The organism is Bifidobacteriaceae bacterium (assembly GCA_031281585.1).
Classification (GTDB): domain Bacteria; phylum Actinomycetota; class Actinomycetes; order Actinomycetales; family WQXJ01; genus JAIRTF01.
Genome location: JAITFE010000059.1, coordinates 43,195 through 64,593, shown reverse-complemented (window position 1 = coordinate 64,593; position 21,399 = coordinate 43,195). Strand labels below are relative to the sequence as shown.

23 protein-coding genes are annotated in these 21,399 nt (G+C 68.4%); 2 read left to right on the top strand and 21 right to left on the bottom strand.

Annotated features, from left to right (window positions below; genetic code table 11):
* The first annotated feature begins 221 nt into the window (after nt 1-221).
* Nucleotides 222-1,193 carry a DMT family transporter gene (locus LBC97_06805; GenBank protein ID MDR2565759.1) on the top strand — a complete coding sequence of 324 codons (972 nt, stop codon included), beginning with the start codon at nt 222-224 and terminating at the stop codon, nt 1,191-1,193.
* Here LBC97_06805 and LBC97_06800 read toward each other — a convergent pair.
* Nucleotides 1,190-1,645: a hypothetical protein gene (locus LBC97_06800; GenBank protein MDR2565758.1), complete on the bottom strand. Its 456-nt coding sequence runs from the start codon at nt 1,643-1,645 to the stop codon at nt 1,190-1,192. The genes LBC97_06805 and LBC97_06800 overlap by 4 nt on opposite strands.
* Nucleotides 1,642-2,205, bottom strand: coding sequence for an elongation factor P (gene efp / locus LBC97_06795; protein MDR2565757.1), 564 nt, complete (start codon nt 2,203-2,205; stop codon nt 1,642-1,644). Before efp ends, LBC97_06800 begins: the two co-directional genes overlap by 4 nt.
* A 99-nt stretch (nt 2,206-2,304) precedes the next feature.
* Here efp and LBC97_06790 point away from each other — a divergent pair, with 99 nt between their 5' ends.
* Nucleotides 2,305-4,116: an AMP-dependent synthetase/ligase gene (locus LBC97_06790; GenBank protein ID MDR2565756.1), complete on the top strand. Its 1,812-nt coding sequence runs from the start codon at nt 2,305-2,307 to the stop codon at nt 4,114-4,116.
* On the opposite strand, the gene LBC97_06785 is transcribed toward LBC97_06790, so the two are convergent.
* The 19 genes from LBC97_06785 to yvcK all read right to left on the bottom strand — a co-directional run bounded on the left by LBC97_06785 (nt 4,068) and on the right by yvcK (nt 21,399).
* Nucleotides 4,068-4,532 carry a 3-dehydroquinate dehydratase gene (locus LBC97_06785; GenBank protein ID MDR2565755.1) on the bottom strand — a complete coding sequence of 155 codons (465 nt, stop codon included), beginning with the start codon at nt 4,530-4,532 and terminating at the stop codon, nt 4,068-4,070. The two genes, LBC97_06790 and LBC97_06785, sit on opposite strands and share 49 nt — an antisense overlap.
* Nucleotides 4,529-5,743 carry a 3-dehydroquinate synthase gene (gene aroB / locus LBC97_06780; protein ID MDR2565754.1) on the bottom strand — a complete coding sequence of 405 codons (1,215 nt, stop codon included), beginning with the start codon at nt 5,741-5,743 and terminating at the stop codon, nt 4,529-4,531. The genes LBC97_06785 and aroB overlap by 4 nt, the downstream gene beginning before the upstream one ends.
* A complete protein-coding gene (locus tag LBC97_06775; GenBank protein ID MDR2565753.1) occupies nt 5,740-6,243 on the bottom strand; it encodes a shikimate kinase in 504 nt (167 codons plus the stop codon). Before LBC97_06775 ends, aroB begins: the two co-directional genes overlap by 4 nt.
* 11 nt (nt 6,244-6,254) lie before the next feature.
* Complete coding sequence (gene aroC, locus LBC97_06770) at nt 6,255-7,427, bottom strand: chorismate synthase (GenBank protein ID MDR2565752.1); 1,173 nt, start codon at nt 7,425-7,427, stop codon at nt 6,255-6,257.
* Nucleotides 7,428-7,445: 18 nt separating this feature from the next.
* A complete protein-coding gene (locus LBC97_06765) occupies nt 7,446-8,264 on the bottom strand; it encodes a shikimate dehydrogenase (GenBank protein MDR2565751.1) in 819 nt (272 codons plus the stop codon).
* Nucleotides 8,261-9,883: an endolytic transglycosylase MltG gene (gene mltG, locus LBC97_06760; protein MDR2565750.1), complete on the bottom strand. Its 1,623-nt coding sequence runs from the start codon at nt 9,881-9,883 to the stop codon at nt 8,261-8,263. The genes LBC97_06765 and mltG overlap by 4 nt, the downstream gene beginning before the upstream one ends.
* 66 nt (nt 9,884-9,949) lie before the next feature.
* Nucleotides 9,950-10,786, bottom strand: coding sequence for an NshR/TsnR family 23S rRNA methyltransferase (locus LBC97_06755; protein MDR2565749.1), 837 nt, complete (start codon nt 10,784-10,786; stop codon nt 9,950-9,952).
* Nucleotides 10,787-10,811: 25 nt separating this feature from the next.
* Complete coding sequence (gene ruvX, locus LBC97_06750; GenBank protein ID MDR2565748.1) at nt 10,812-11,273, bottom strand: Holliday junction resolvase RuvX; 462 nt, start codon at nt 11,271-11,273, stop codon at nt 10,812-10,814.
* The gene (gene alaS, locus LBC97_06745) at nt 11,270-13,933 is read right to left on the bottom strand and encodes an alanine--tRNA ligase (protein ID MDR2565747.1); all 2,664 of its coding nucleotides are present in this window, start codon (nt 13,931-13,933) and stop codon (nt 11,270-11,272) included. Before alaS ends, ruvX begins: the two co-directional genes overlap by 4 nt.
* A gap of 20 nt (nt 13,934-13,953) precedes the next feature.
* Nucleotides 13,954-14,190: a hypothetical protein gene (locus tag LBC97_06740; protein MDR2565746.1), complete on the bottom strand. Its 237-nt coding sequence runs from the start codon at nt 14,188-14,190 to the stop codon at nt 13,954-13,956.
* 1 nt (nt 14,191) lies between these two features.
* Entirely contained in the window at nt 14,192-14,602 is a 411-nt protein-coding gene (locus tag LBC97_06735; GenBank protein ID MDR2565745.1) for a DUF948 domain-containing protein, read from the bottom strand.
* A 40-nt stretch (nt 14,603-14,642) separates the two neighbouring features.
* The gene (gene rpsD / locus LBC97_06730) at nt 14,643-15,272 is read right to left on the bottom strand and encodes a 30S ribosomal protein S4 (GenBank protein MDR2565744.1); all 630 of its coding nucleotides are present in this window, start codon (nt 15,270-15,272) and stop codon (nt 14,643-14,645) included.
* Between the two features lie 187 nt (nt 15,273-15,459).
* Entirely contained in the window at nt 15,460-15,825 is a 366-nt protein-coding gene (locus LBC97_06725; protein MDR2565743.1) for an RNA polymerase-binding protein RbpA, read from the bottom strand.
* A gap of 66 nt (nt 15,826-15,891) precedes the next feature.
* Nucleotides 15,892-16,134, bottom strand: coding sequence for a preprotein translocase subunit SecG (gene secG, locus LBC97_06720; GenBank protein ID MDR2565742.1), 243 nt, complete (start codon nt 16,132-16,134; stop codon nt 15,892-15,894).
* 11 nt (nt 16,135-16,145) lie between these two features.
* Nucleotides 16,146-16,931, bottom strand: coding sequence for a triose-phosphate isomerase (gene tpiA, locus LBC97_06715; GenBank protein MDR2565741.1), 786 nt, complete (start codon nt 16,929-16,931; stop codon nt 16,146-16,148).
* Between the two features lie 3 nt (nt 16,932-16,934).
* On the bottom strand, nt 16,935-18,131 hold the full coding sequence (locus LBC97_06710; protein ID MDR2565740.1) for a phosphoglycerate kinase: 1,197 nt from the start codon (nt 18,129-18,131) through the stop codon (nt 16,935-16,937).
* Between the two features lie 94 nt (nt 18,132-18,225).
* Complete coding sequence (gene gap, locus LBC97_06705) at nt 18,226-19,233, bottom strand: type I glyceraldehyde-3-phosphate dehydrogenase (GenBank protein MDR2565739.1); 1,008 nt, start codon at nt 19,231-19,233, stop codon at nt 18,226-18,228.
* A 217-nt stretch (nt 19,234-19,450) separates the two neighbouring features.
* On the bottom strand, nt 19,451-20,431 hold the full coding sequence (whiA, locus tag LBC97_06700; GenBank protein MDR2565738.1) for a DNA-binding protein WhiA: 981 nt from the start codon (nt 20,429-20,431) through the stop codon (nt 19,451-19,453).
* A gap of 20 nt (nt 20,432-20,451) precedes the next feature.
* The gene (gene yvcK, locus LBC97_06695; GenBank protein MDR2565737.1) at nt 20,452-21,399 is read right to left on the bottom strand and encodes a uridine diphosphate-N-acetylglucosamine-binding protein YvcK; all 948 of its coding nucleotides are present in this window, start codon (nt 21,397-21,399) and stop codon (nt 20,452-20,454) included.

The following is a 21,399-nucleotide window of genomic DNA, read 5'->3' as shown; positions in this document are numbered from 1 at the left end:
TGTCTGGTCCTCGAAGCGCGTCATGGGCTCCCCTCCACACTCTGGGATATGTTCTATCCCAGACTACGCCGCGGACAAGCCCAAACGCCAAAGCAACACAAAAGAGACTCACACCCCCCCCAAAAGGGCCCCTAGCCGCGCCGATGCGCCGGGCCTATCATGTTGCGGGGCTTGGAAGCGCGCGCGCTCGCGCGCGTCAGCCGACCGCGAAGGATCTGAGCATGAACTCCCCCATGGCTCCCCCGCGCAGGAGCGCCGTCGCCGTTGTCTCAGTGCTGGCGGCCGGGTGCATGTGGGGCTCGATCGGCGTCTTTGTGCGGGCCCTCGACCGCTACGGCTACGGCGCCATGACGATCGTGTTCGTCCGCATGGCCGTGGCCGCGCTGATGATGATTCTGGCACTGGCGGCGGCCGGGAAGACACGCTACTTCCGAGTGCGGCCCCGCGACCTGTGGTGCTTCGTGTTGGGCGGCCTGGCCAGCGCGGTCATGCTCAACCTGTTCTACAGCCTGTCGATCATGATGAACTCGTTGGCTCTGGCCTCCATCCTGCTGGCGACCGCGCCGGTCTTCGTGGTGTTCGTGGCCAGGGGATTGTTCAAGGAGCCGATCACGGCGGTCAAACTCCAGGCCCTGGTGATCGTCTTCGGCGGCACGGTCCTGACCAGCGGAATCATCGGTTCTGGCACAGCCGGCCCCGGCTCGTCTGGCCCGCCGTTCTCCGCTCTCGGCCTGGTTGTCGGTCTGGCGGGCGGGTTGGGCTGGGCGCTCTACGGAATCATGACCCGGGTCGGCATCAACCTGGGCTATTCATCGGTCACCATTTCCCTGTACAGCTTTGTCTTCGGGGCCGTGCTGACCGCCCCGTTCGCCGACTTCGGGCGGATCGCAGGCAGCCTGGCCCAGGCGCCAGGCCCGGTCACGGCTTGGCTGGTGACGCACGCCCTGTTCGCGTCCGTCCTCCCGTACCTGGCGTTCACGTACGCCATGAACTACATGGAAACCGGGAAGGCCTCCATCCTGGCCTCGATCGACCCGGTCTGCGCCGGTATCTGGGGCTGGCTCCTCTACCAAGAACGCCCCGACTGGATCATGGTCCTGGGAATGGTCGTGGTCCTGTTCGGCGTCACCATCCTGAACTTCCCGGACGGCCTCAAGACCATGTTCGCCTGGCTCCCCGGCCGCCGCCGCTAGCGCAGGGTGGCCTTGATCTTGGAGAGGCGGCCCAGCAGGCCGGAGACGAAGTCGGCCGATTTGGCCGTGGATAGCTTGGCGGCCAGGTCCGCCGCGGACTTGAGGACCACCTGGTCCGGGACGTCGTCCTCGAAGACCACCTCGTAGGCGCCCACATACAAGATGGCGCGGTCCACCGCCGGCATGCGGGATTGCGGCCAGCGCTGGGCGTAGGTGTCCAGCCACTCGGAGATCTCCTCCTGATGGGCGGCCACCCCCTCGACCAGCTGGACGGTGTACGGGGCGGGCGCGGCGGCATCGGGCAATTCCGAACCCCAATCAGAGGCGCCAAGCGCGACACGGTCCGCCAACAGCTCCGGCAGGCCCGCCCCCCGCTGGAAGGCCTCGAAAACCAACAAAACGGCGCGCCGCCGCGCCGCCGAACGCGAAGCCGAGCCGGACGGCCCGCTCACTCGTTGACTCGGCTGAGGTACTCGCCCGTGCGGGTGTCGACCTTGACGCGGGTGCCCTGCTCAATGAACAGCGGCACCTGGATGACGTAACCGGTCTCCAAAGTGGCGGGCTTGGTGCCGCCGGTGGACCGGTCGCCCTGCAGTCCGGGCTCGGTGTACGTGATCTCCAACACGACCGCCGCGGGTAGTTCCACGTAAAGCGGGTCGCCGTCATGGGTCGCGACAAGGGCGTCTTGGCCCTCCAACAGGAAATGCGCCGCGTCCCCCACGGTCGACTCCGCCACGTTGAGCTGGTCGTAGGTGTCCTTGTCCATGAACACGAACGCGTCGCCGTCGCGGTAAAGGTATTGCATGTCGCTCTTGTCCACGGTCGCCGTGTCAACCTTCAGGCCGGCGTTGAAGGTCCTGTCGATCACCTTGCCGGTCAGGACGTTCTTCAGCTTGGTGCGCACAAAAGCGCCGCCTTTGCCGGGCTTGACGTGCTGGAACTCCACCACGGTCCAGAGTTGCCCGTCCAAGTTCAGCACAAGGCCGTTCTTCAAGTCATTGGTGGTTGCCACAAATCTCTCCGTCGTTGTTGCTGTGATTGGCCCCGGATATCTTACTGTCCAAGGGCCTACGGGTGCGTAGGGTGCTCGCGAACGGCTAGGGTCCGGGGCGTGAAGGTTTCATCAACGCCCGTCTTGGCCCCCCCAAATCCCGACGAGTCGATCGCCGATCTCCTTCTGGAACGCCGCGACCGCGACCCCGCAGCGCCCATCATAGAGGTGCGGGACGGGGACGGTTGGGCGCCCATGTCGGTCCACGATTTCCTCGGCTCCGTCGAGGCCCTCGCCAAGGGGCTGATCGCCGCCGGCATTGGCCACGGCGACCGGGTCGGGATCATGGCCCGCACATCGGCCGAGTGGACCCAGTTCGACTACGCCTTGTGGTTCATAGGGGCCGCGGGGGTGCCCATCTACGAGACCTCGTCCGCCGACCAGGCCCGATGGATCGTCGAGGACGGCGGTTTGGCCGCCGTCGTTTGCGAGACCGCCGACCACGCGGAGATCGTCCGCGCCGTCTACCAGGGTCCGCTCTGGATTTTGGACGATGCCGCCATCCCGGCTTTGGTGGAAAAGGGCCAGACGGTGTCCGATGCCGTCTTGGCCGGGCGCCGCGAGGCCGTCAGGGGAGACGACCTGGCCGCCTTGATTTACACCTCCGGGACGACGGGGCGGCCCAAAGGGGTTGAACTGACCCACCTCAACTTCACCACCGCCGCCCGCAACGCCTCCGCCGCGCTGGACTGGATCTGCCATCCTGGCTCCCGAACCATCCTCTTCCTCCCGTTGGCCCACGTCTTCGCCCGCGTCATCAACGTGATCGCCCTATTCGCCGGATCGATCGTGGCCTACTCCCCGGACACCAAGACCTTGATCAAGGACTTCTCCTCCTTCCGGCCCACCTTTCTCCTGGTGGTCCCCCGGGTGCTGGAGAAGGTTTACAACGCCGCCGAGGCCTCCACCGGCGGCGGCGTCAAGCTGAAGCTGTTCCGCTGGGCCGCCAAAGTGGCGATCGTCTCCTCGCGGGAGCGGGACTCCCGCGGCGGCTTCACGCCCGCCCGGCGTGTCCAGTACGCGATCGCCAAACAACTGGTCTTCCGCAAGCTCACCAAGATGATGGGCGGCCAGTTGCTGTACGCCGTGTCCGGCGGCGCCCCCCTGGGGGAACGCCTGGGACACTTCTTCCGGGGCATTGGCCTGACCGTCTACGAGGGCTACGGGCTGACCGAGACCTCCGCGCCCACCGCGGTCAACCGCCAAAAGGTCAACAAGATCGGCACCGTGGGGCCGCCGCTGCCCGGCCAGACGGTGGCGGTCGCCGAGGACGGCGAGATCCTGTCCAAAGGCTTCCACATTTTCCGGGGCTACCGGAACGATCCAGACGCCACCGCCGCCGCGCTCGCGGACGGCTGGTTCCACACGGGGGACATCGGCTCGCTGGACGAGAACGGCTACCTGACCATCACCGGCCGACGCAAGGAATTGATCGTCACGGCCAGCGGCAAGAACGTGGTGCCCGCGACCCTCGAAGACCGCTTGCGGGGCCACCCCCTGGTCTCGCAAGTCGTCGTGGTGGGCGACCAGCGCCCCTTCATCGCCGCGCTCATCACGTTGGACGAGGAGATGATCCCCGGCTGGTTGGCCAGCCACGGCAAGTCCCCGCTGACCATTGAGCAGGCCCGGATCGACCCGGATATCCGGGCCTCCCTGGCCCGCGCGGTCGCCCGGACCAACCAGGCCGTCTCCAGGGCGGAGTCAATCCGCGAGTTTCGGATTCTGGGGGTGGACTTCACCGAGGAGAACGGCTACCTGACGCCGTCGCTGAAGGTCAAACGGTCCTTGGTGCTCGCGGACTTCGCGGAGGAGGTCGAGTTCCTCTACGCGGAGGCCGCCGCCAGGCGGGCCAACGCGGCCAACGCCAAGTAGTAGGAGTCGAAGCCGAAGCCCGCGATTGTGCCTTTGGCCACACCCGAGATCACGGAGGTGGCGCGGAAGCGCTCACGGGCCGCCGGATTCGACAAATGCACCTCAATGACCAGGGGGACTTGCGCGACCGCGTCCCGCAAGCCGTACGAATAGTGGGTGAACGCCGCCGGGTTGAGGACCACCGGCGTCTGGTGGTCCGCCGCGGCGTGGAGCCAGCCGATCAGTTCCGCCTCGTCGTCGGTTTGGCGCACGGCCACCACCAGGTTCAGCTCGCGGCCCCATCCGGCGCAGGCCCGCCGCAGATCATCCAGGCTGAGCCTGCCGTACACCTCCGGCTCGCGGGCACCCAAGCGGCCCAGATTGGGGCCGTTCAGGACCAAGACGGGGCGGGCGGACGAGGCCTGGTCCACGCTCATGTGGCGGCGCCTTGGGAACCGCCGGCTGGGGTCGCGAGGTCCTCATCCACCGGGGGCACATACGTGGGCGTGCCGTACGGGTTCTCCAGCGAGTAATCGGGAGCCGTCTTGACCGGATACGGGGCGGCCCCCGGCACCGCCGAGATCGCCTGGTAGGCCTCCTCCAGCAAGTCCTCCGGAATCCCCCGGACCACCACGGGACGGCCCACGTCCTCCAACAGGACCATGCGGCGGGTCTTGCCGCGGTTCTTCTTGTCGCGCCGCATGGCGGGCCACAACTGCGCCCAACGTCCGGAGTTGTAGGCGATCGGCAGGCCCACGGCGGTCAGCAGCTCGCGGTGCAAGCCAAGGAGGGACGGATCCATCAATCCGGCCCGCACGGCGACCTCGGCGGCGTAAACCATCCCGACCGCGACCGCGTCGCCGTGGCGCCAGCGGAAATGCTCGACCTGTTCAATGGCGTGCCCAAAGGTGTGGCCGTAGTTGAGGATGGTGCGGCGGCCGGATTCGGCGGGGTCCTCCGCGACAACTTCCGCCTTGACCGCCACGGCCCGGCGGATGAGCTCCGTCAGCAAGGGGCTCGCCGGCTTCAGGGTCTCCTGCGGACCCGACCAGACCACGTCCAAAATGCCGGGGTCCGCCACCAGGCCGGACTTGATGACCTCAGCCATGCCGGAGACGATCTCCTCGGTCGGCAAGGTGTCCAACAACTGCTGGTCGCAGATCACGGCTGCGGGCTGGTGGAAGGCGCCCACCAGGTTCTTGCCCTCGTCCGTGTTGATGCCGGTCTTGCCGCCAATGGCGGCGTCCACCATGGCCAGCAGGGTGGTGGGGACCTGAAGCACCGGCACGCCGCGCAGCCATGTGGCCGCGACGAACCCGGCGACGTCCGTGGTGGAACCTCCCCCAATTCCGACAATCGCGTCGGTTCTGGTGAAGGCGGCCTCGCCCAACCGCTGCCAGACCGCCGCCGCGACCGCGATGGTCTTGGCCTCCTCGCCGCTGGGCACCGCCAACAGGTGGACCTCGAAGCCGTCCTTGCGCAACTCGTCGACCAGGGCCGGAATTGGTCCGGCCACCGCCGGGTCGAACAGGATCATCAAACGTCCGGCTGTTTTCGGCAGGTATTCCGCCAGCCTGGCCAGCAGTCCGTGCCCCACCGCGACCTCGTAAGGCTGGTCGACCTCGACTGTGATTTGCGACGGACTCATCGCTCCCCTTCCATCACTAACGCGGCGATCCGTCCAGCGGCGTCCTGTGGGCTGAGACCGTCCACTTGAATTATGACATCGGCCAGGCCCTCATAGACCGGTCGGCGCTGCGCCATCAATTCCCGCCAGGCCTTCCGGGGCGATCCGGCCAGCAATGGCCGGGCCGCGCTCAGGCCAACGCGCCGGATGGCCAGCGCGTCAGACACGTCGAGGAAGACCACCGTGGCCCCCTCCAGGGCGCGCGCCGTGGCGGGGTCGAGAGGCGCGCCGCCGCCCAGCGCTATGACCATGGGGGCCTGGTCCGCTTGGGCCAGCGCCGCGGCGACCGCCTCGCGCTCCATGGAGCGGAACGCGGGCTCGCCCTGGCGCACAAAGATCTCGCTGACCGGCTGTCCCGCCTGGGCCTCAACCGCCTCGTCCGTGTCCACGAACGCGACTTTGAGGCGGCCGGCCAGGTGCCTTCCGATGGTGGTCTTGCCAGCGCCCGGCGGTCCTATCATCACCAGCGCGCTCACCTCCAAAACTCCGGGACGGCGGCCAGGTAGCCCGCCACGTTGCGGCGGACCTCGGCCAGGCAGTCGCCGCCAAACTTGTCCAGGGCCGCCTGGGCCAGCACCAACGCGGTCATCGCCTCGGCGACCACCGCCGCCGCCGGGACCGCCGTTGTGTCCGAACGCTGGTGGTGGGCCGGGACGGCCTCGCCCGTTTGAGTGTCGATCGTGGCGAGCGCGCGGGGCACCGTCGGGATGGGCTTCATGGCCGCGCGCAAGACAATCGGCTCACCGTTGGAGACGCCGCCCTCAATCCCGCCCGCATTGTTGGTCACACGGGTGACGCGGCCGTCTTCGCGCGTGATTTGGTCGTGCACCGCCGAGCCCGGTTGGCTCGCGGCCGCCAAACCCAGGCCGATCTCCACGGCCTTGATCGCCTGGACGCCCATCAGCGCGCCCGCCAGCGCCGCGTCCAGGCGCCGGTCCGCCTGAACGTGGGAGCCCAACCCCACCGGCGCGCCGTAGGCGATCACCTCGACCACCCCGCCTAGGGTGTCGCCCGCCTGCTTCGCCTGGTCGATCCGGTCCACCATCGCCCGTTCGGCCGCCGCGTCCAGGGTGCGGACCGGGCTGGCGTCAACGGCGGCGGCTTGATCCGGTCTGGGGGCGGGGCCGTTCGACACCACCCCGCCAAGCGCCACCACGTGGCTGACAATCTGGATCCCCAGAGCCTGGTCTAGGAAAGCCGCCGCGACCGCCCCCAGAGCCACCCGCGCGGCCGTCTCACGGGCGGAGGATCGCTCCAAAATGGCGCGGGCGTCATCCTGCCCGTACTTGACCATGCCCGCCAAGTCGGCGTGGCCGGGCCGGGGTCGGGTCAGCTTGGCGGCCCGGGCCGTGTCCGGCGGCGGACCCGGCTCCGGCGACATGACCTCCCGCCACTTGGGCCATTCCGAATTGGCCACGGCGATGGCGACCGGGCCGCCGGTGGTCTTCCCACGCCAAATCCCGCCCTGGATTTCCACCTGGTCGGCTTCGAAGCCCATTCTGGCGCCGCGACCGTGCCCCGCCCGCCGCCGGGCCAGCGCCCGCGCCACGTCCCGGGGCGCCACCTCCACCCCGGCCGGGATGCCGTCCAGCACGCCCAAGACCGCAGGACCGTGCGATTCTCCGGCCGTCAACCAACGCAGCATGGATTCATTGTCTCCGGTTCAGGCGATCGCCGCACGCATCTGGGCGAGGGGCGCGGCGTGGCCGGTCATCATTTGGAACTGCGCGGCGGCCTGATGCAGCAGCATGGCCTTGCCGGAGACGACTTTCCCGCCCGCCCTGGCCCAAGCGTCCGCCAACGCCGAGGGCCACGGGCTGTACGCCACGTCCAGCAGCAGGGCGCCGGACGGGACCAGCGCCTCGCCCAGGCCTTCGGCCAGCGGGTCGGCGGCGTGCGGCGGCAGAGTGCAGATGGTCAAGTCCGCCGGCCAGTCCGGCGGCGGCTGCTCCGGGCGAAGCTTCCGCAATTCCGGCTCCACGCCCAGGCGGCCCGCGGCCGCAAGAGTGGGCTGCGAACGGGCAACCGAACGGATGTAGACGCGGGGCCGCCTGAGCGCCAATTCGGCCAGCGCCGCAAGGGCCGCCGCCGCGGTCGCGCCGCCCCCGATCACGCTCGCGGAACGAAACGCCCCGTCCGGCCGGGCTTCGCGGACGGCGGCGACCATGCCGTGCACGTCGGTGTTCGCGCCCACAGTTCCAGCCTGATTGAACAGCACGGTGTTCGCGCCGCCCACCATCTTCGCCAGGGGCTGCACGTGGTCAACCAACCCCAGCGCGGTCCGCTTCAGGGGCATGGTCAAGGACAAACCCCTCCATTCCGGGCCCAGGCCGGCGAGCCACGGCCCCAGACCGGACTCCGTCATTTCGACCGTCTCGTAGATCCAGTCGGTCAGCCCCAGGGCCGCATAGCCGGCCTGGTGCAGCGCCGGCGAAAGCGAGTGGCTGATCGGGCTGCCGAGCACCGCCGCGCGGTTCGTCATCCGGCCTGTTCCGCTTCCCAGGCGTGCCACTTGTCAATGCACCTCTGCTGGCCTTCCAGGGTTTCAGAGAAGATCGTCTCGCCAGTCTCCAGGTTCCAAGCGCAGAAGTAGATCCAGGCTCCGGGGGCGGGATTTATCGCCGCCTCGATTGCCTCCAGGCCGGGATTGCAGATCGGGCCCGCAGGCAGGGCCGGCACCACATAGGTGTTGAAGGGGTTCGGGTCGTCGCGTTCGGCCTGGCTGGTGGCAACCTTGTCGTCAAAGCGCCCCACGCCGTAGACCACGGTCGAATCAAGCTGGAGCCTCATGCCCACGTCGAGGCGGTTATAGATGACGCGGGCCGTCTTCGGGCGGTCGTCAGAGAGCTTGGACTCCTTCTCCACCAGCGACCCGATGGTGAGGATCTTCGCCCAGTTTTCCCTGGGCGCCTTCAGGTCCTCCAGCACGGCGACGGTCTGAGACACCATCTTGGCCAGCATCTCAGTGGGCGTGGTGCCAATGTTGAAGCTGTAGGTCTCCGGGAAGAGCCACCCCTCCACCAGCCCGCCCGCCTCCGGCGGCAGGCCGATCCCGGCCTGGTCCGCGGCCGCCTGCTCGACTAGTTGGGCGTCCTCGCTGGCCTTTTGATCGAGGGCCGCCTGGTCGGCATCGGCGCCCAAATCGGCTCGCGCCATCGCCAACCCGATGATCTGGTACACCTGGCCGGCGCGCTTGCCCTCCGGCACGGTGAAGACGATCGCGTTCCGGTTGGCCGGGTCGAGCAGCGCGGCCAGCGCGTCGGCCGCGCTCATCTTCTCAAACAGCGCGTACGTGCCCGGTTGGATAGACGCGGCCGTGTCCCCGGCCTTGTTCCAGGCTTGGATGAAAGCTCCGGTGGTGGCGATCACGCCCGCGTCGACCAACTTCTGGGCGATCGTGCTGCCCGGATCGCCTTGGTCAATGGTGATGGTGGTCGCGCCCGCGCCCGGGCCCGGATAGTCCGTGACCGTGGTCGGCTTCGGCTGCGTCAGCCGCTCAATCATCGGCTTGCCGACAACAAATCCCACGGTGCCCACCGCGACCACCAGCACAATCATCATCACGGCCGTGATCGGCCCGCGCCTACTCGCCTGCCTGGTCTCCTTGACGGCTTCGGCCTGGGCGGCCTCCGCCTCGCGCAGGGCGCGGCGGGAGACCGCGGCCCCGCTCGGCTCCGGGGTCGGTTCATACTGCTCCAGTTCGTAGTACTCGGACTGGAGCTGCTCGGGCTCGTACTGTTCAGGTTCGTACTGTTCAGGTTCGTACTGTTCAGGCTGGTATTGCTCGGGTGCGTACTGCTCGGGTTCGTACTGCCCGGGCTCGTACTGCTCCGGCTGGAACTGGCCCGGTTGGTACTGCTCGGGTGCGTACTGCTCTGGCTGGTACTGCTCGGGTTCGTACTGCTCGCGCTGGTACTGGCCCGGCTGGAACTGCTCGGGCTGGTACTGCTGCGGCTCGAACTGCTCAGGCTGGTACCGGTCCGGCTCGAGGAACTCGGGCTCGCCTTGCTCCGGCGTAAACGGGCCCTGGGGAGGGAAGCTCGGCTGCGCGGGCGGCGGAGGGGCCTTGTCGGGTCCGAAAGGAGTCCACTGGTCGCTCACGGGAGAGAAGCTTACCGTTTTGTGACCTTGCCTTGCCTCCACTGACGCGCTGGCCAGTGCGAACCCTCACGAATCCGACACGTCCAGGCCCCGTTTCGGGGACGTCAACGCGTAAAGCGTGACCGCGACCGCGACCGAAACGTTGAGCGACTCGACCGGCCCCGGCATGGGGATGGACGCTGCGAGGGGCAGGGGTTCCCGACCCACGCCGCCGGGCCGGAAGCGCGCCGACGGGCCGGTGCGCTCGCTCCCGAATACCAGAGCTCGCCGTTCAGGCTCGCCTGCCAGTTCCTCAAGGCTGGTTGGGGCGCCGGCGTCAAGCACGGCGACCCGGATTCGCTGGTCGTCTAGGAAGCGGGCCAACTCGTCGGCCTGCGCCAGGACAACGGGCAGCGAAAACACGTAGCCGCGACTGGCGCGGAGGAGCCTTCGGTCCGCAATGGTGCTCAGGCCAGAGTCGATCAGGACAATCCCCGCCGCGTTGAAGGCGGTTGCCGTCCGAATGATCGCCCCGATGTTCCCCACGATCCGCACACCGTCCAGGATCACGATGTCGCCCGCTCGGTCCTCCAGGTCCTCCAGCCAGGCCGGACGCGGCACCTTGGCGACCCCGAACCACCGTGGTCGTTTGTCGGTCCTGAAGACGCGGGTCAGGAGCGCGCCGTCAACCGCCGCGACCGGGACGGACGCGTCTTCAAGGGCCTGTGCCAGCGCGGACGGGACGGCATGGCCCCGTTCATGGTAGACCTCGACAAACTCCACCCCAGCCGCCAGGGCGTTGACAAGCGGCTCCTCGTCCTCGATCAACGCCACTTTCGTGTTCGAATGCGAGGGTTTGGCCACATCGGCGATCCGCTGCGCCCGCGGGTCGCCCAGGGATTCGACTGGCTCGGCAAGCTTCACCCCGCGACCCTACCAGGCACCGTGGCTAAAGCGGCTCAAGCGGTTCAAGCGGGCCGAGTGGTTGGCGCGTGTCCAGCGCCGACTGGAGGATCAAAGTGGCCGCCGCCTGGTCTATCACAGCGCGTTGGCTTTTGGCGTCCCGGCCTGCCTCCCGCAGTTGGGCGCTCGCCTGGCTGGTGGTGCGCCGCTCGTCTTGGAGGGCCGTTTCGACTCCCTTCGCCTTCAGCGCCGCCGCCAGTTCGCCCGCCTCGGCCGCTTTGGGGCCAATCGTGCCGTCCATGTTGAGGGGCCAGCCGACTACCACGCGGCGGGCGTTCTCCTCCCGCGCCACACGGGCCAGGTGGTCCGCCAGAGCTTCGACCGAGCGGCCTGCCCGTTGCAGAGTGGCCAGGGGCATGGCCAACACCAGGCCGGGGTCGGATTTGGCCAGGCCGACCCGGACCTGGCCCAGGTCCACCCCGAGCCAGGGGCCGCTCGGCCCGGTCACAGCGCGCCGGCGATGGCCGCCCAGGCCTGGTCCAGCTTGGAGCCGTCCGCGCCGCCGCCCTGGGCCAACGCCGGCTTGCCGCCCCCGCCGCCACCCAACACCTTGGAAGCCAACCCCACCAAGACGCCGGCTTTGTGACCGGCGGACTGAGCGGCATCGTTCACCGCCACGGCCAAAACCCCGCGGCCGCTGTCCGCGTCCTTGGAACCCAGGGCGACCACAACCGGTTCGGACTCCCCCAGGCGGGAGCGCACGTCCAGAGCCAGGCCCCGCAGGTCGTCGCCGCTGGCGCCGTCCAGGGTGGCCGTCACCAGGCGCACTCCGGCGACCGAGCGCGCCGACGCGGCCAAAGCCGGGGCCTGGGCGCCCAACTGGGCTGACCGCATTGCCGCCAGAGCCTTGTCCGCCTCCTTCAGCTTGGCGACCAGCGAGCCCACTCGGTCAACCAACTCGTCTGGCCGGACCTTCAACACGTCGGTTAGCTGTGAGACCAGGAGGTGCTCTTTGGCCTGATGCGCGTAGGCGCCATCCGCGACCAGGGCCTCGACGCGGCGCACCCCCGAGCCGATCGACGCCTCCCCCAACACGGACACGCGGCCCAATTCGCCAGAGCGGCGCATGTGCGTGCCGGCGCACAACTCGCGCGACCAGTCGCCGCCAATCGACACGACGCGGACAATCCGGCCGTATTTCTCCCCGAACAGCGCCATGGCGCCCAGTTCCCGGGCCTTGTCCAGGTCCATCAACTCTTCCGTGACCTCGAGGTCCTCCGCCAGCATGGTGTTGACCCGCTCCTCGATCTCCCCCAAGACCGACTGCGGGACCCCCGACCCGTACCGGAAGTCGAACCGGAGCCGCGAGGGCGCGTTCTCCGAACCCGCCTGGGTGGCGGTGGAGCCAAGGTGCTCGCGAAGCGACTTGTGGACCATGTGCGTGGCGGTGTGGGCGCGGGAGATCGCCTTGCGGCGTTCCACGTCGATCCGGCCCAGGCCCTGGTCGCCGGCCGCCAGGCGGCCTTCGATCAGGCGGCCCCGGTGGACCGAGAGGCCCTTGATGGGCCGTTGCACGTCGTCCACCTCGAACACCGCGCCCGAGTCGAACTCGATGGTGCCCTGGTCCGCCAATTGACCGCCCGCCTCCGCGTAGAACGGCGTGGCGTCCAGGATCAGCTCCACGTTGGCGGGTGCCTGCGCCAGCGGGATGCCCTGGCCGTCCTGAATCAGCGCCAAGACCCGGCCGCGCGACTCGTATTCGGCATAGCCGGTGAAGTCTGTCAGGCCGACTTGGGCGGCCAGCTCCTGGTAGAGGGAGGTGTCGGCGTGACCCGTCTTCTTGGCGACCGCGTCCGCCCGCGCCCGTTCCTTCTGTTCGCGCATCAAGGCGCGGAACGCCTCCTGGTCCACCGCCAAACCCTGTTCGGCCGCGATCTCCAGGGTCAAGTCGATGGGGAAGCCGTAGGTGTCATGCAACTGGAAGGCGTCCTGGCCGGACAAGGCCGGCCGGCCGGCCGCCTTGGTGCGGTCGATCGCCACATCTAAGATGGTGGACCCGCCCGCCAGCGTGCGCAGGAAAGACTCCTCCTCGCTATACGCGGTGCCGGAAATGCGCGCCCAGTCCCGCTCCAACTCCGGGTAGGAGGACTTCATGGCGTCCTTGGAGACCTCGAACAACTCGGGGAAAACCGGCTCCTCGACGCCCAATAGGCGCATCGACCGGACCACTCGCCGCAGCAGCCGCCGCAGCACGTAGCCCCGGCCCTCGTTTGAGGGGGTCACCCCGTCGGCGATCACCATCAGGCCAGAGCGGACGTGGTCGGCGATTACCCGCATCCGTACGTCCGCCTCGTGGTCCGCGCCGTAGGAGCGTTCCGTCAGTTCCTCGGTGCGGCGGATGACCGGCACCACCTCGTCGATCTCATACAGGTTGGCCACGTCCTGGAGCAGGTAGGCGACCCGCTCCAAACCCATGCCGGTGTCGATGTTCTTCTGCTCCAACTCCCCCAGCAGCGGATAGTCACTCTTCGCGCCGCCGGCGCCGCGCTCGAACTCCATGAAGACCAGGTTCCAGATCTCCAGGAACCGGTCCTCGTCCACGACGGGGCCGCCGTCGGGACCGAACTGAGGCCCCCGGTCCACATAGATCTCGGAGCAGGGGCCGGCCGGCCCCGGCTGGCCGGTGGACCAGAAGTTGTCCTTCATGCCCCGCCGCTGGATGCGCTCCGGCGGCAATCCGGCCACGCTCCGCCACAGGGCCGCCGCCTCGTCGTCCTCATGGAAGACCGTCACCCAGATCGCGTCCGGGTCGAACCCCAGGAAGCCGTCCGCCTGCGGCCCGGTGACCAGCTCCCAGGCGTGCGCGATAGCTCCCTCCTTGAAGTAGTCCCCAAACGAGAAGTTCCCGTTCATTTGGAAGAACGTGCCGTGGCGGGTGGTCTTCCCGACCTCGTCGATGTCGCCCGTGCGGAGGCATTTCTGGACTGAGGCGGCCCTGGGCCACGGCGCGGGCACCTGTCCCAACATGTAGGGGATGAACGGGACCATGCCCGCCACCGTGAACAGCAGGGACGGGTCCTCGCTGATCAGAGAGGCGGACGGGACCGCCGTGTGTCCCCGATTCTCGAAGTAGGCGAGGAAGCGGTTGCGGATTTCCGAAGTGCGCATTGCAGGCGTCTCCTTGGCGGCTAGTCGGATTTGAGCAGCGTGCGGCGCAATTCGGCCTCGCGGGCGGCGGCGGCCTCGCGGATCTCGCCGGCCATTTGGCCCACCGTGGCCAATGCGTCGTCAAACCGCGCGGCGATCCCCTCCGGAGAAACGGCCCGCTTGGCGGCGTCGAACCGCCGGTAGGCCCAAAACGCGAGCCCGAGGCCGGTGCCCACGCCCAGGGTCAGCACGGCGCCCGTCCAAAAGACCCGGCGCACCCTAACCATCCCCCGGCTCGGCGGCTCCGCCCCCCCGGCGGTGCTTGGCGCGGCGGCTCTTCTTGGGCGCATGGCCGGCAACCGTTGTGCGGACGCCGTAGGTGAACGCGGCCACTTTGATCAGCGGTCCGCCCACCGTGGCAGCGAACAGCGCGGTCAGCGCGGACACGTTCTGCGACACGTCCGCCGCGGCGGACGTGATGGTGTCCACCTTCTCCAACTGCGCGTTTGTCTCCGCCACCGTCGTGGCGGCCTGGTCCAGGATTGGCAGCGTGTGGTCCGTCAGCTCCTTGACGGACCGGGTCGCCTCTTGGAAGACCCGCCCCAACCTCAGCACCGGCACGGCCAGCAAGCCCACCAGCGCCACGAACGCGAGCGCCGCGATCAGTCCGGCGACTTCGCCCAAAGTCATTACGGCCTCCTTCTTGGCGGAACCACCGGCCAGGCGGCGGTCAGCGGGAGTAGTGCTCCACGACCAGCTGCACGTCGCAGGTGATGGGCACTTCGGCGCGTTTCGGCGCCCGCACCAACTGCGCGCGCAGCCGCTCCAGATTGACGTCCAGGTATTCGGGGATCTGCCAGACCTGCGCGTCGCGGTGGGCGCCGGCGGCGGCCACCTGGAACGGCACCAGCGTCTGCGACTTTGGCTTGATCATGATGATCTGGCCCGGCTTGACCCTGAACGACGGGCGGTCCACCAGTTTGCCGTCCACCAGGACGTGCCGGTGCACAACGGTTTGCCGAGCCTGGAAGATGGTCCGCGCGAACCCCGACCGCAGCACCAACGAGTCAAGCCGCACCTCCAGCAACTCCACCAGCGCCTCGCCGGTCAGGCCCGGCTGTTTGCGGGCGTCTTGGAACGCGCGCACGATCTGCTTCTCCCGCAGCCCGTACTGGGCCCGCAGGCGCTGCTTCTCCCGCAGCCGGATCGCGTAGTCGGACTCGGTCCGCCGCCGCCCGCGCCCGTGCTCGCCGGGCGGATAGGGCCGTCGGTCGAAGTACTTGACGGCTTTCGGGGTGAGGGCCAGCCCAAGGGCCCGGGATTCGCGCACCTGACGGCGCGCGCGACGCACTGAGGTCATCGCGTGGCAACTCCTGTTCGTGTTGTTCCGAAACGCGCCCAACCGCTGTGGTTGAGCGTGGGGCCGACACAATGGCTAAGGCCCCAGGGCACCCGTCTTGGGCACACCAGCCGCCCACTCTACCAGCCCGCCGATGCCGTCTGCTCGCCCCCCAGCGGCCTCAGGGCGTTGAGTCAGCGGCGCAGGGTCACGCGGCCGCCGCCTCCGCCTCGCCGCGCCGCGCGCGGAGCGAGGCCAGGGCCTCTTCCAGCAACTGGGCGCCGTCCGCCTCCGAACGGCGTTCTTTGACGTACGCCAGGTGCGTCTTGTAGGGCTCGTTGCGCGGGGGCGCCGGCGGGTTGAGCGCGTCAACTCCGGCCGGCAGGCCGCAGCGAGGGCAATCCCATTCCGCTGGCACCGTGGTGCCCGGGTCGTCCACGAAGCTCGGCCGAGTCTCGTGCCCGTTGGCGCACCAATAGGACACCGTCACGCGGGGCGCGATCTCGCCCCGCTCTTCTTCACCCATGGGTCCGGCGCCCACGCGCGACCCCCGAATGGCACTTCCGCCTGCCATATAGCTCCGCCTCTCAGACTTGCAAGATTACGTCAGCCGCGGGCGCGGTCACCCGCGCCCCAGCGGCTACGTGAACTTATGGATCAACGCCAGAGCTAACACCATTGTGATCCAAACAATTCCCACAACGACCGTAAACATATTCAGATTCTTCTCGGCCACGCCGGACGAGCCGAGGTTGGAGGAGAAGCCGCCGCCGAACATGTCGGACAGCCCCCCGCCCTTGCCCTTGTGCATCAGAATCAACAGGATCAGGAAGGCGCTCGTCAACACCAGGATGACCTGGCAAACGATGGTCACTACAGTCACGGCCGCTTATCCTACGCTATGTGCTCGCCGAACCGGCAGATGCGGGCGAATTCCTCGGCGTCCAGCGAGGCGCCGCCCACCAAGCCGCCGTCAATGTCCGGCTGCGCCATGATGGCGGCGACGTTGGATGACTTGACGGAACCGCCGTACAGAACCCGGATCGCCTCGGCCGCCTCCCGCCCGTACAACTCCGACAGGCGTTCGCGGATGGCGCCGCACACCTCTTGGGCGTCCGCCGGTGTGGCGACCTCCCCGGTGCCGATCGCCCAGATCGGCTCGTAGGCGACCACCGCACCCGTGGCCAACTCGGGTCCCAACTCGGAGAAGACCCCGTCGATTTGCATCAAGGTGTAGGAGACGTGCTCCCCGGCCTTGCGGATTCCCAGCGCCTCGCCCACGCAGATGATGGGCACCATGCCGCCGCCCAAGGCGGCCAGCGCCTTCTCGCCGACCTCTTGGTCGGTCTCGCCGTGGTACTGCCGGCGCTCCGAGTGGCCCACCACCACGAACGAGCAGCCCAGCTTCGCCAGCATGCGCGCCGAGATCTCGCCGGTGTAGGCGCCATCCGTGTGGACTGACACGTCCTGCGCGCCATAGCGGATAGACATGTTGTCCGCGTCGGTGACAGTCTGGACCGACCTCAGGTCGGTGAACGGCGGCAGAACCGCCACCTCAACCTTGTCGTAGTCGAAGTTCGCGTCTTGAAGCGCCCAGTGGAGGCGCTGCACGGTCGCGGCGGCCTCGAGATGATCCAAGTTCATCTTCCAGTTGCCGGCCATCAAGGGGATGCGGGACATGGTTCAGGCCTCCAATACGGCAATACCGGGCAGCACTTTGCCCTCCAACAGTTCCAGCGACGCGCCGCCGCCGGTCGAAATATGGCCGAACCCGGATTCGGGCAGTCCCAGGATGCGCACAGCCGCGGCCGAGTCGCCGCCGCCCACCACCGAGAAGCCCTCCGAGTCGATCATGGCCTGCGCCACGTCCCTGGTGCCGTCCGCGAACACCGGGAACTCGAAGACTCCCATGGGGCCGTTCCAGACGATCGTCGCGGCGTCCCGGATCCGGGCGGCGAACGCCTTGCGCGAATCCGGCCCAATGTCCAGGCCCATCCAACCCTCCGGGATCTCAGAGGCTGGCACGTCATAGTGCGCCGCGTCCCGGTCGAACTTGTCCGCCACCACGATGTCGGTGGGCAACACAATGTCCACCCCTTCGGCCGAAGCCCGGTCGAGGTAGCCCTTGACGGTGTCGATTTGCTCCTCTTCCAGCAGCGACTCCCCCACCGGGTAGCCTTTGGCCGCCAGGAACGTGAACACCATGCCGCCGCCAATCAGCAGGGCGTCGGCCTTGGACAGCAGGTTCCCGATCACGCCCAGCTTGTCGGACACCTTGGATCCGCCCAGCACCACCACGTAGGGGCGGGCCGGGTTGTCCGTGGCCTTGGACAGCGCCTCGACTTCCGCCAGCACCAGCCCACCGGCCGCGGCTGGCAGGATTTGGGCGATGTCGTAGACGGACGCCTGCTTGCGGTGCACCACGCCGAACCCGTCGGACACAAAGGCGTCCCCGAGCGCGGCCAGCTGCTCGGCGAAAGCGCGCCGCTCGGCATCGTCCTTCGACGTCTCCCCCTTGTTGAACCGGACGTTCTCCAACAGCACCACGTCGCCGTCCGAAGCCTCCGCGACGGCGGCGCCGGCCAGCGGCCCAACCGTGTCCCCCGCGAACTTGACCGGCTTGCCCAGAAGCTCCGCCAGCCGCACCGCCACAGGTTGCAGCGAGTACTTCGCCTCCGGCTCGCCCTTCGGCCGTCCCAGGTGCGCCATCACAATCACCTTGGCCCCGGCGCCCGCGAGGCGCTCGATGGTCGGCAGCGAGGCGCGCACCCGGCCGTCGTCCGTGATCCGCTGGCCGTCCAGCGGCACGTTCAGGTCCGCCCGGACCAGCACCCGCCGTCCAGCCAAATCGCCCAATGAGTCAATCGTCTTCAATGCCATTTTCATCAGCTCCTAGTGCTCTAGACGGCGAGGCGCCCGCCCGGAGTTTTGGGGTCCGAGCGGACGCCTTGCGCTTAGGCGGTCCGGCCTCTGCCTAGAGACGCTCGCCCACGTAGACGGTCAGGTCGACGAGCCGGTTGGAATAGCCCCACTCGTTGTCATACCACGCCACGACCTTGACCTGGTCTTCGATCACCTTGGTCAGGCCGGAGTCGAAGATCGAGGACGCCGGGTCGGTGACGATGTCGGTGGACACCAGCGGGTCGGTCGAGTACTTCAGGATGCCCTTCAGCGCCGCCGTTTCCGATGCCGCCTTGACCGCCGCGTTGACATCCTCCGCCGAGACGGCCTTCGGCGCCGTGAACGTCAGATCGGTCGCCGAGCCGGTGATGACCGGCACCCGCAAAGCGAAGCCGTCCAGCTTGCCCTTCAGCTCCGGCAGGACCAGGGCGACCGCCTTGGCGGCGCCGGTCGAGGTCGGCACAATGTTGACCGCCGCGGCGCGGGCGCGGCGCGGGTCGCGGTGCGGCCCGTCCTGCAAGTTCTGGTCGCCCGTGTACGCGTGGATCGTGGTCATCAGGCCGCGCACAATCCCGATCGAATCGTTCAGCACCTTGGCCAGCGGGGCCAGGCAGTTCGTGGTGCAGGACGCGTTGGAGATGATGTGGTGGATGGCCGGGTCGTAGTTCTGCTGGTTGACGCCGATCACAAAGGTGCCGTCCTCGTTCTTAGCCGGAGCCGAGATGATGACCTTCTTGGCGCCAGCGTCGATGTGGGCCTTCGCCTTGAGGGCGTCCGTGAAGAAGCCCGTCGACTCGATCACGATGTCCGCGCCCAGTTCGGCCCACGGCAGCTTCGAGGGATCCCGCTCAGCGGTCACCCGGAAGGTGCTCGAGCCGACCGTGATGGAGTCGTCAGTGGATGACACCTCCTCGTCCAGCCGGCCCAGCACCGAGTCGAACTTGACCAGGTTGGCCAAAGCCGCCGGGCTGGTGAGATCGTTGACGCCGACAATCTGGATGTCAGCACCACTGGCGAGGATGGCGCGGTAGAAGTTGCGGCCGATGCGGCCAAAACCGTTGATGCCAACGCGAATTGTCATTATTCAATGCCCCCTTGGGTGGCGCCGGGTTCCCGGCGCGGGTTTGCGATTGCGGCAGGCGGTGAGCCGTGCCCTTGTCTGATACGGCGGGGTTGCCGCCGCTTGGCCGACGGAGTTTCCGCCAGCGCCAAGAACTGACCCTAGCATTATGGCCCATAGGGGGTCAGCACTTTCGACCCAAAGTTCACCTGCTGCGAGGCCCATGCGAATCATCAGGTCACATGTCATATAGATCGGGCGGAAGGGCGGCTTCGGTGAGCGGTATGCCAAGCTCGATGGCGCGTTTGTCCGCCATGGCGAGGAGCCGACGGATGCGTCCCGCCACCGCGTCTTTGGTCAGCGGCGGGTCCGCCAACTGGCCCAGGTCTTCCAGCGAGACCTCCTTGTTGGCCAGTCGCAGCTCCGCGGCTTGCCGGAGGTGCTCCGGGACCTCCGGCCCCAGGATTTCGAACGCCCGCTCCACCCTGGCGGCCGCGGCCACCGCCGCGCGCACAGAACGGCGCAGATTGGCGTCGTCGAAATTGGCGAGCCGGTGGGCGTTGCCCATGACCTCCCGCCTGACCCGGCGCTCCTCCCAGGCCATGACCGTCTCATGCGCGCCCATCCGGGTCAAGATGGTCCTGATCGCGTCGCCATCCCGCACCACCACGCGGTCCACCCCGCGCACGTCGCGGGCCTTGGCCGCCACGCCCAGCCGCCGCGCCGCCCCGACCAGCGCCAGCGCCGCCTCCGGGCCGGGGGCGGTGATCTCCAGGGCGCCAGAGCGTCCAGGCTCCGTCAGCGACCCGTGGGCTATGAACGCCCCGCGCCAGGCCGCCTCCACATCGCACAGGCTGGCTCCCACAATCGACGGCGGCAGGCCGAGCACCGGCCGGCCACGGGTGTCAAGCAAGCCGGTCTGCCGGGCCAGCCCCTCGCCATCGTCGGCGAAACGAACGTGGAAACGGTTGTGCCGCTTGAGCGCGCCGCCGGACACCAACACGATCTCCGAACGATTGCCGTACAAGTCCGCCACGGCCTGGCGCAGGCGCCTCGCGGCCAACGCTGTGTCCAGTTCGGCCTCCACCACGATCCTGCCCGCAATGATGTGCAGGCCGCCCGCGAAACGCAGTGTGACGGCCACCTCGGCCTTGCGGCAGCAGGCGGTCTCGACCTTGAGGCGGCCGAGTTCCTCTTTAACGGTGGCAGTCAGCGCCATGTGCCCCTTGATTCCCTCTCCTAGTTGTCCAAGAAGACTTCGCGGTAAGCGGCTGCCAATCGCAACGAGTCGTGCTCCCCGACCCGGCCGGACTTGCGGACCGGCCGGATGAGGAGGCGTCCGCCTTGGCCGGACACCCAGTCCCGAAGTTCGGCAAGGTCTCCGGCCGACGATTCGTCAACGATCACCACGTCGAAACGCGCCCCCGGCGCATACGAGCCTAGCGCCTTCAGGTGGTCGGCCGGACTGTAGCCGGACGTCTCGCCCGCCTGGCTCTCCAGGTTCAGGGTGACGCAGCGCCTGGTCCGCTCGTTCAGCACGGCGGCCGCCAACTCCGGTATCAGCAGGTGGGGGATGACCGAGGTGTACCAGGAGCCTGGGCCCAGCACCACCCAGTCCGCCGCCTCGACCGCCTGGACCGCTTCCGGGCAGGCGGCGGCGTCAGCCGGCGTCAGCCGGACCGCGTCGACCCGGCCCAACGCCTTGGCCACCTTCGCCTGGCCCCGCACGGACGTGTGCCACTCCGCGCCGTCCACCAGGCGGGTGATGTCCGCCTCAACGTCAAGGGGCACGCTCGCCATGGGCAGAACCCGTCCTTCCGCCCCGACCAGTTTCCCCACAAAGTCCAGGCCTGTCGCGGGGTCCCCCGGCCACATTTCCCACAGGCCCACAATCAGGAGGTTGCCCAACGCGTGCCCGGCCAGGTTGCCCTCGCCGCCCAGTCGGTGCTGGAGCACCTCGCGCCAGGTGACGCCCCATTCGTCGTGCCCGGACAGGGCCGCCAACGCCATCCTCAGGTCGCCGGGCGGCAGGCAACCGAACTCGTCCCGCAGCCGGCCGGAGGACCCGCCGGAGTCCGCCACCGTCACCACCGCCGTCAATTCGGCGGTCACATGGCGCAACGCCCTCAGCGACGCCGCCAAGCCATGGCCCCCGCCCAGCGCCACCACGCGCGGCGGCCGGGTCAC

Bases quoted from the DNA above. Each gene is read 5' to 3' on its own strand.
- tpiA (MDR2565741.1), bottom strand. From the start codon at position 16,931: ATGTCCCGCATCCCCTTGATGGCCGGCAACTGGAAGATGAACTTGGAT.
- LBC97_06735 (MDR2565745.1), bottom strand. From the start codon at position 14,602: ATGACTTTGGGCGAAGTCGCCGGACTGATCGCGGCGCTCGCGTTCGTG.
- gap (MDR2565739.1), bottom strand. From the start codon at position 19,233: ATGACAATTCGCGTTGGCATCAACGGTTTTGGCCGCATCGGCCGCAAC.
- aroB (MDR2565754.1), bottom strand. From the start codon at position 5,743: ATGAGTCCGTCGCAAATCACAGTCGAGGTCGACCAGCCTTACGAGGTC.
- LBC97_06805 (MDR2565759.1), top strand. From the start codon at position 222: ATGAACTCCCCCATGGCTCCCCCGCGCAGGAGCGCCGTCGCCGTTGTC.
- LBC97_06725 (MDR2565743.1), bottom strand. From the start codon at position 15,825: ATGGCAGGCGGAAGTGCCATTCGGGGGTCGCGCGTGGGCGCCGGACCC.
- LBC97_06785 (MDR2565755.1), bottom strand. From the start codon at position 4,532: ATGAGCGTGGACCAGGCCTCGTCCGCCCGCCCCGTCTTGGTCCTGAAC.
- LBC97_06775 (MDR2565753.1), bottom strand. From the start codon at position 6,243: ATGATAGGACCGCCGGGCGCTGGCAAGACCACCATCGGAAGGCACCTG.
- alaS (MDR2565747.1), bottom strand. From the start codon at position 13,933: ATGCGCACTTCGGAAATCCGCAACCGCTTCCTCGCCTACTTCGAGAAT.
- aroC (MDR2565752.1), bottom strand. From the start codon at position 7,427: ATGCTGCGTTGGTTGACGGCCGGAGAATCGCACGGTCCTGCGGTCTTG.
- LBC97_06710 (MDR2565740.1), bottom strand. From the start codon at position 18,131: ATGGCATTGAAGACGATTGACTCATTGGGCGATTTGGCTGGACGGCGG.
- whiA (MDR2565738.1), bottom strand. From the start codon at position 20,431: ATGGCGCTGACTGCCACCGTTAAAGAGGAACTCGGCCGCCTCAAGGTC.
- rpsD (MDR2565744.1), bottom strand. From the start codon at position 15,272: ATGACCTCAGTGCGTCGCGCGCGCCGTCAGGTGCGCGAATCCCGGGCC.
- LBC97_06765 (MDR2565751.1), bottom strand. From the start codon at position 8,264: ATGACGAACCGCGCGGCGGTGCTCGGCAGCCCGATCAGCCACTCGCTT.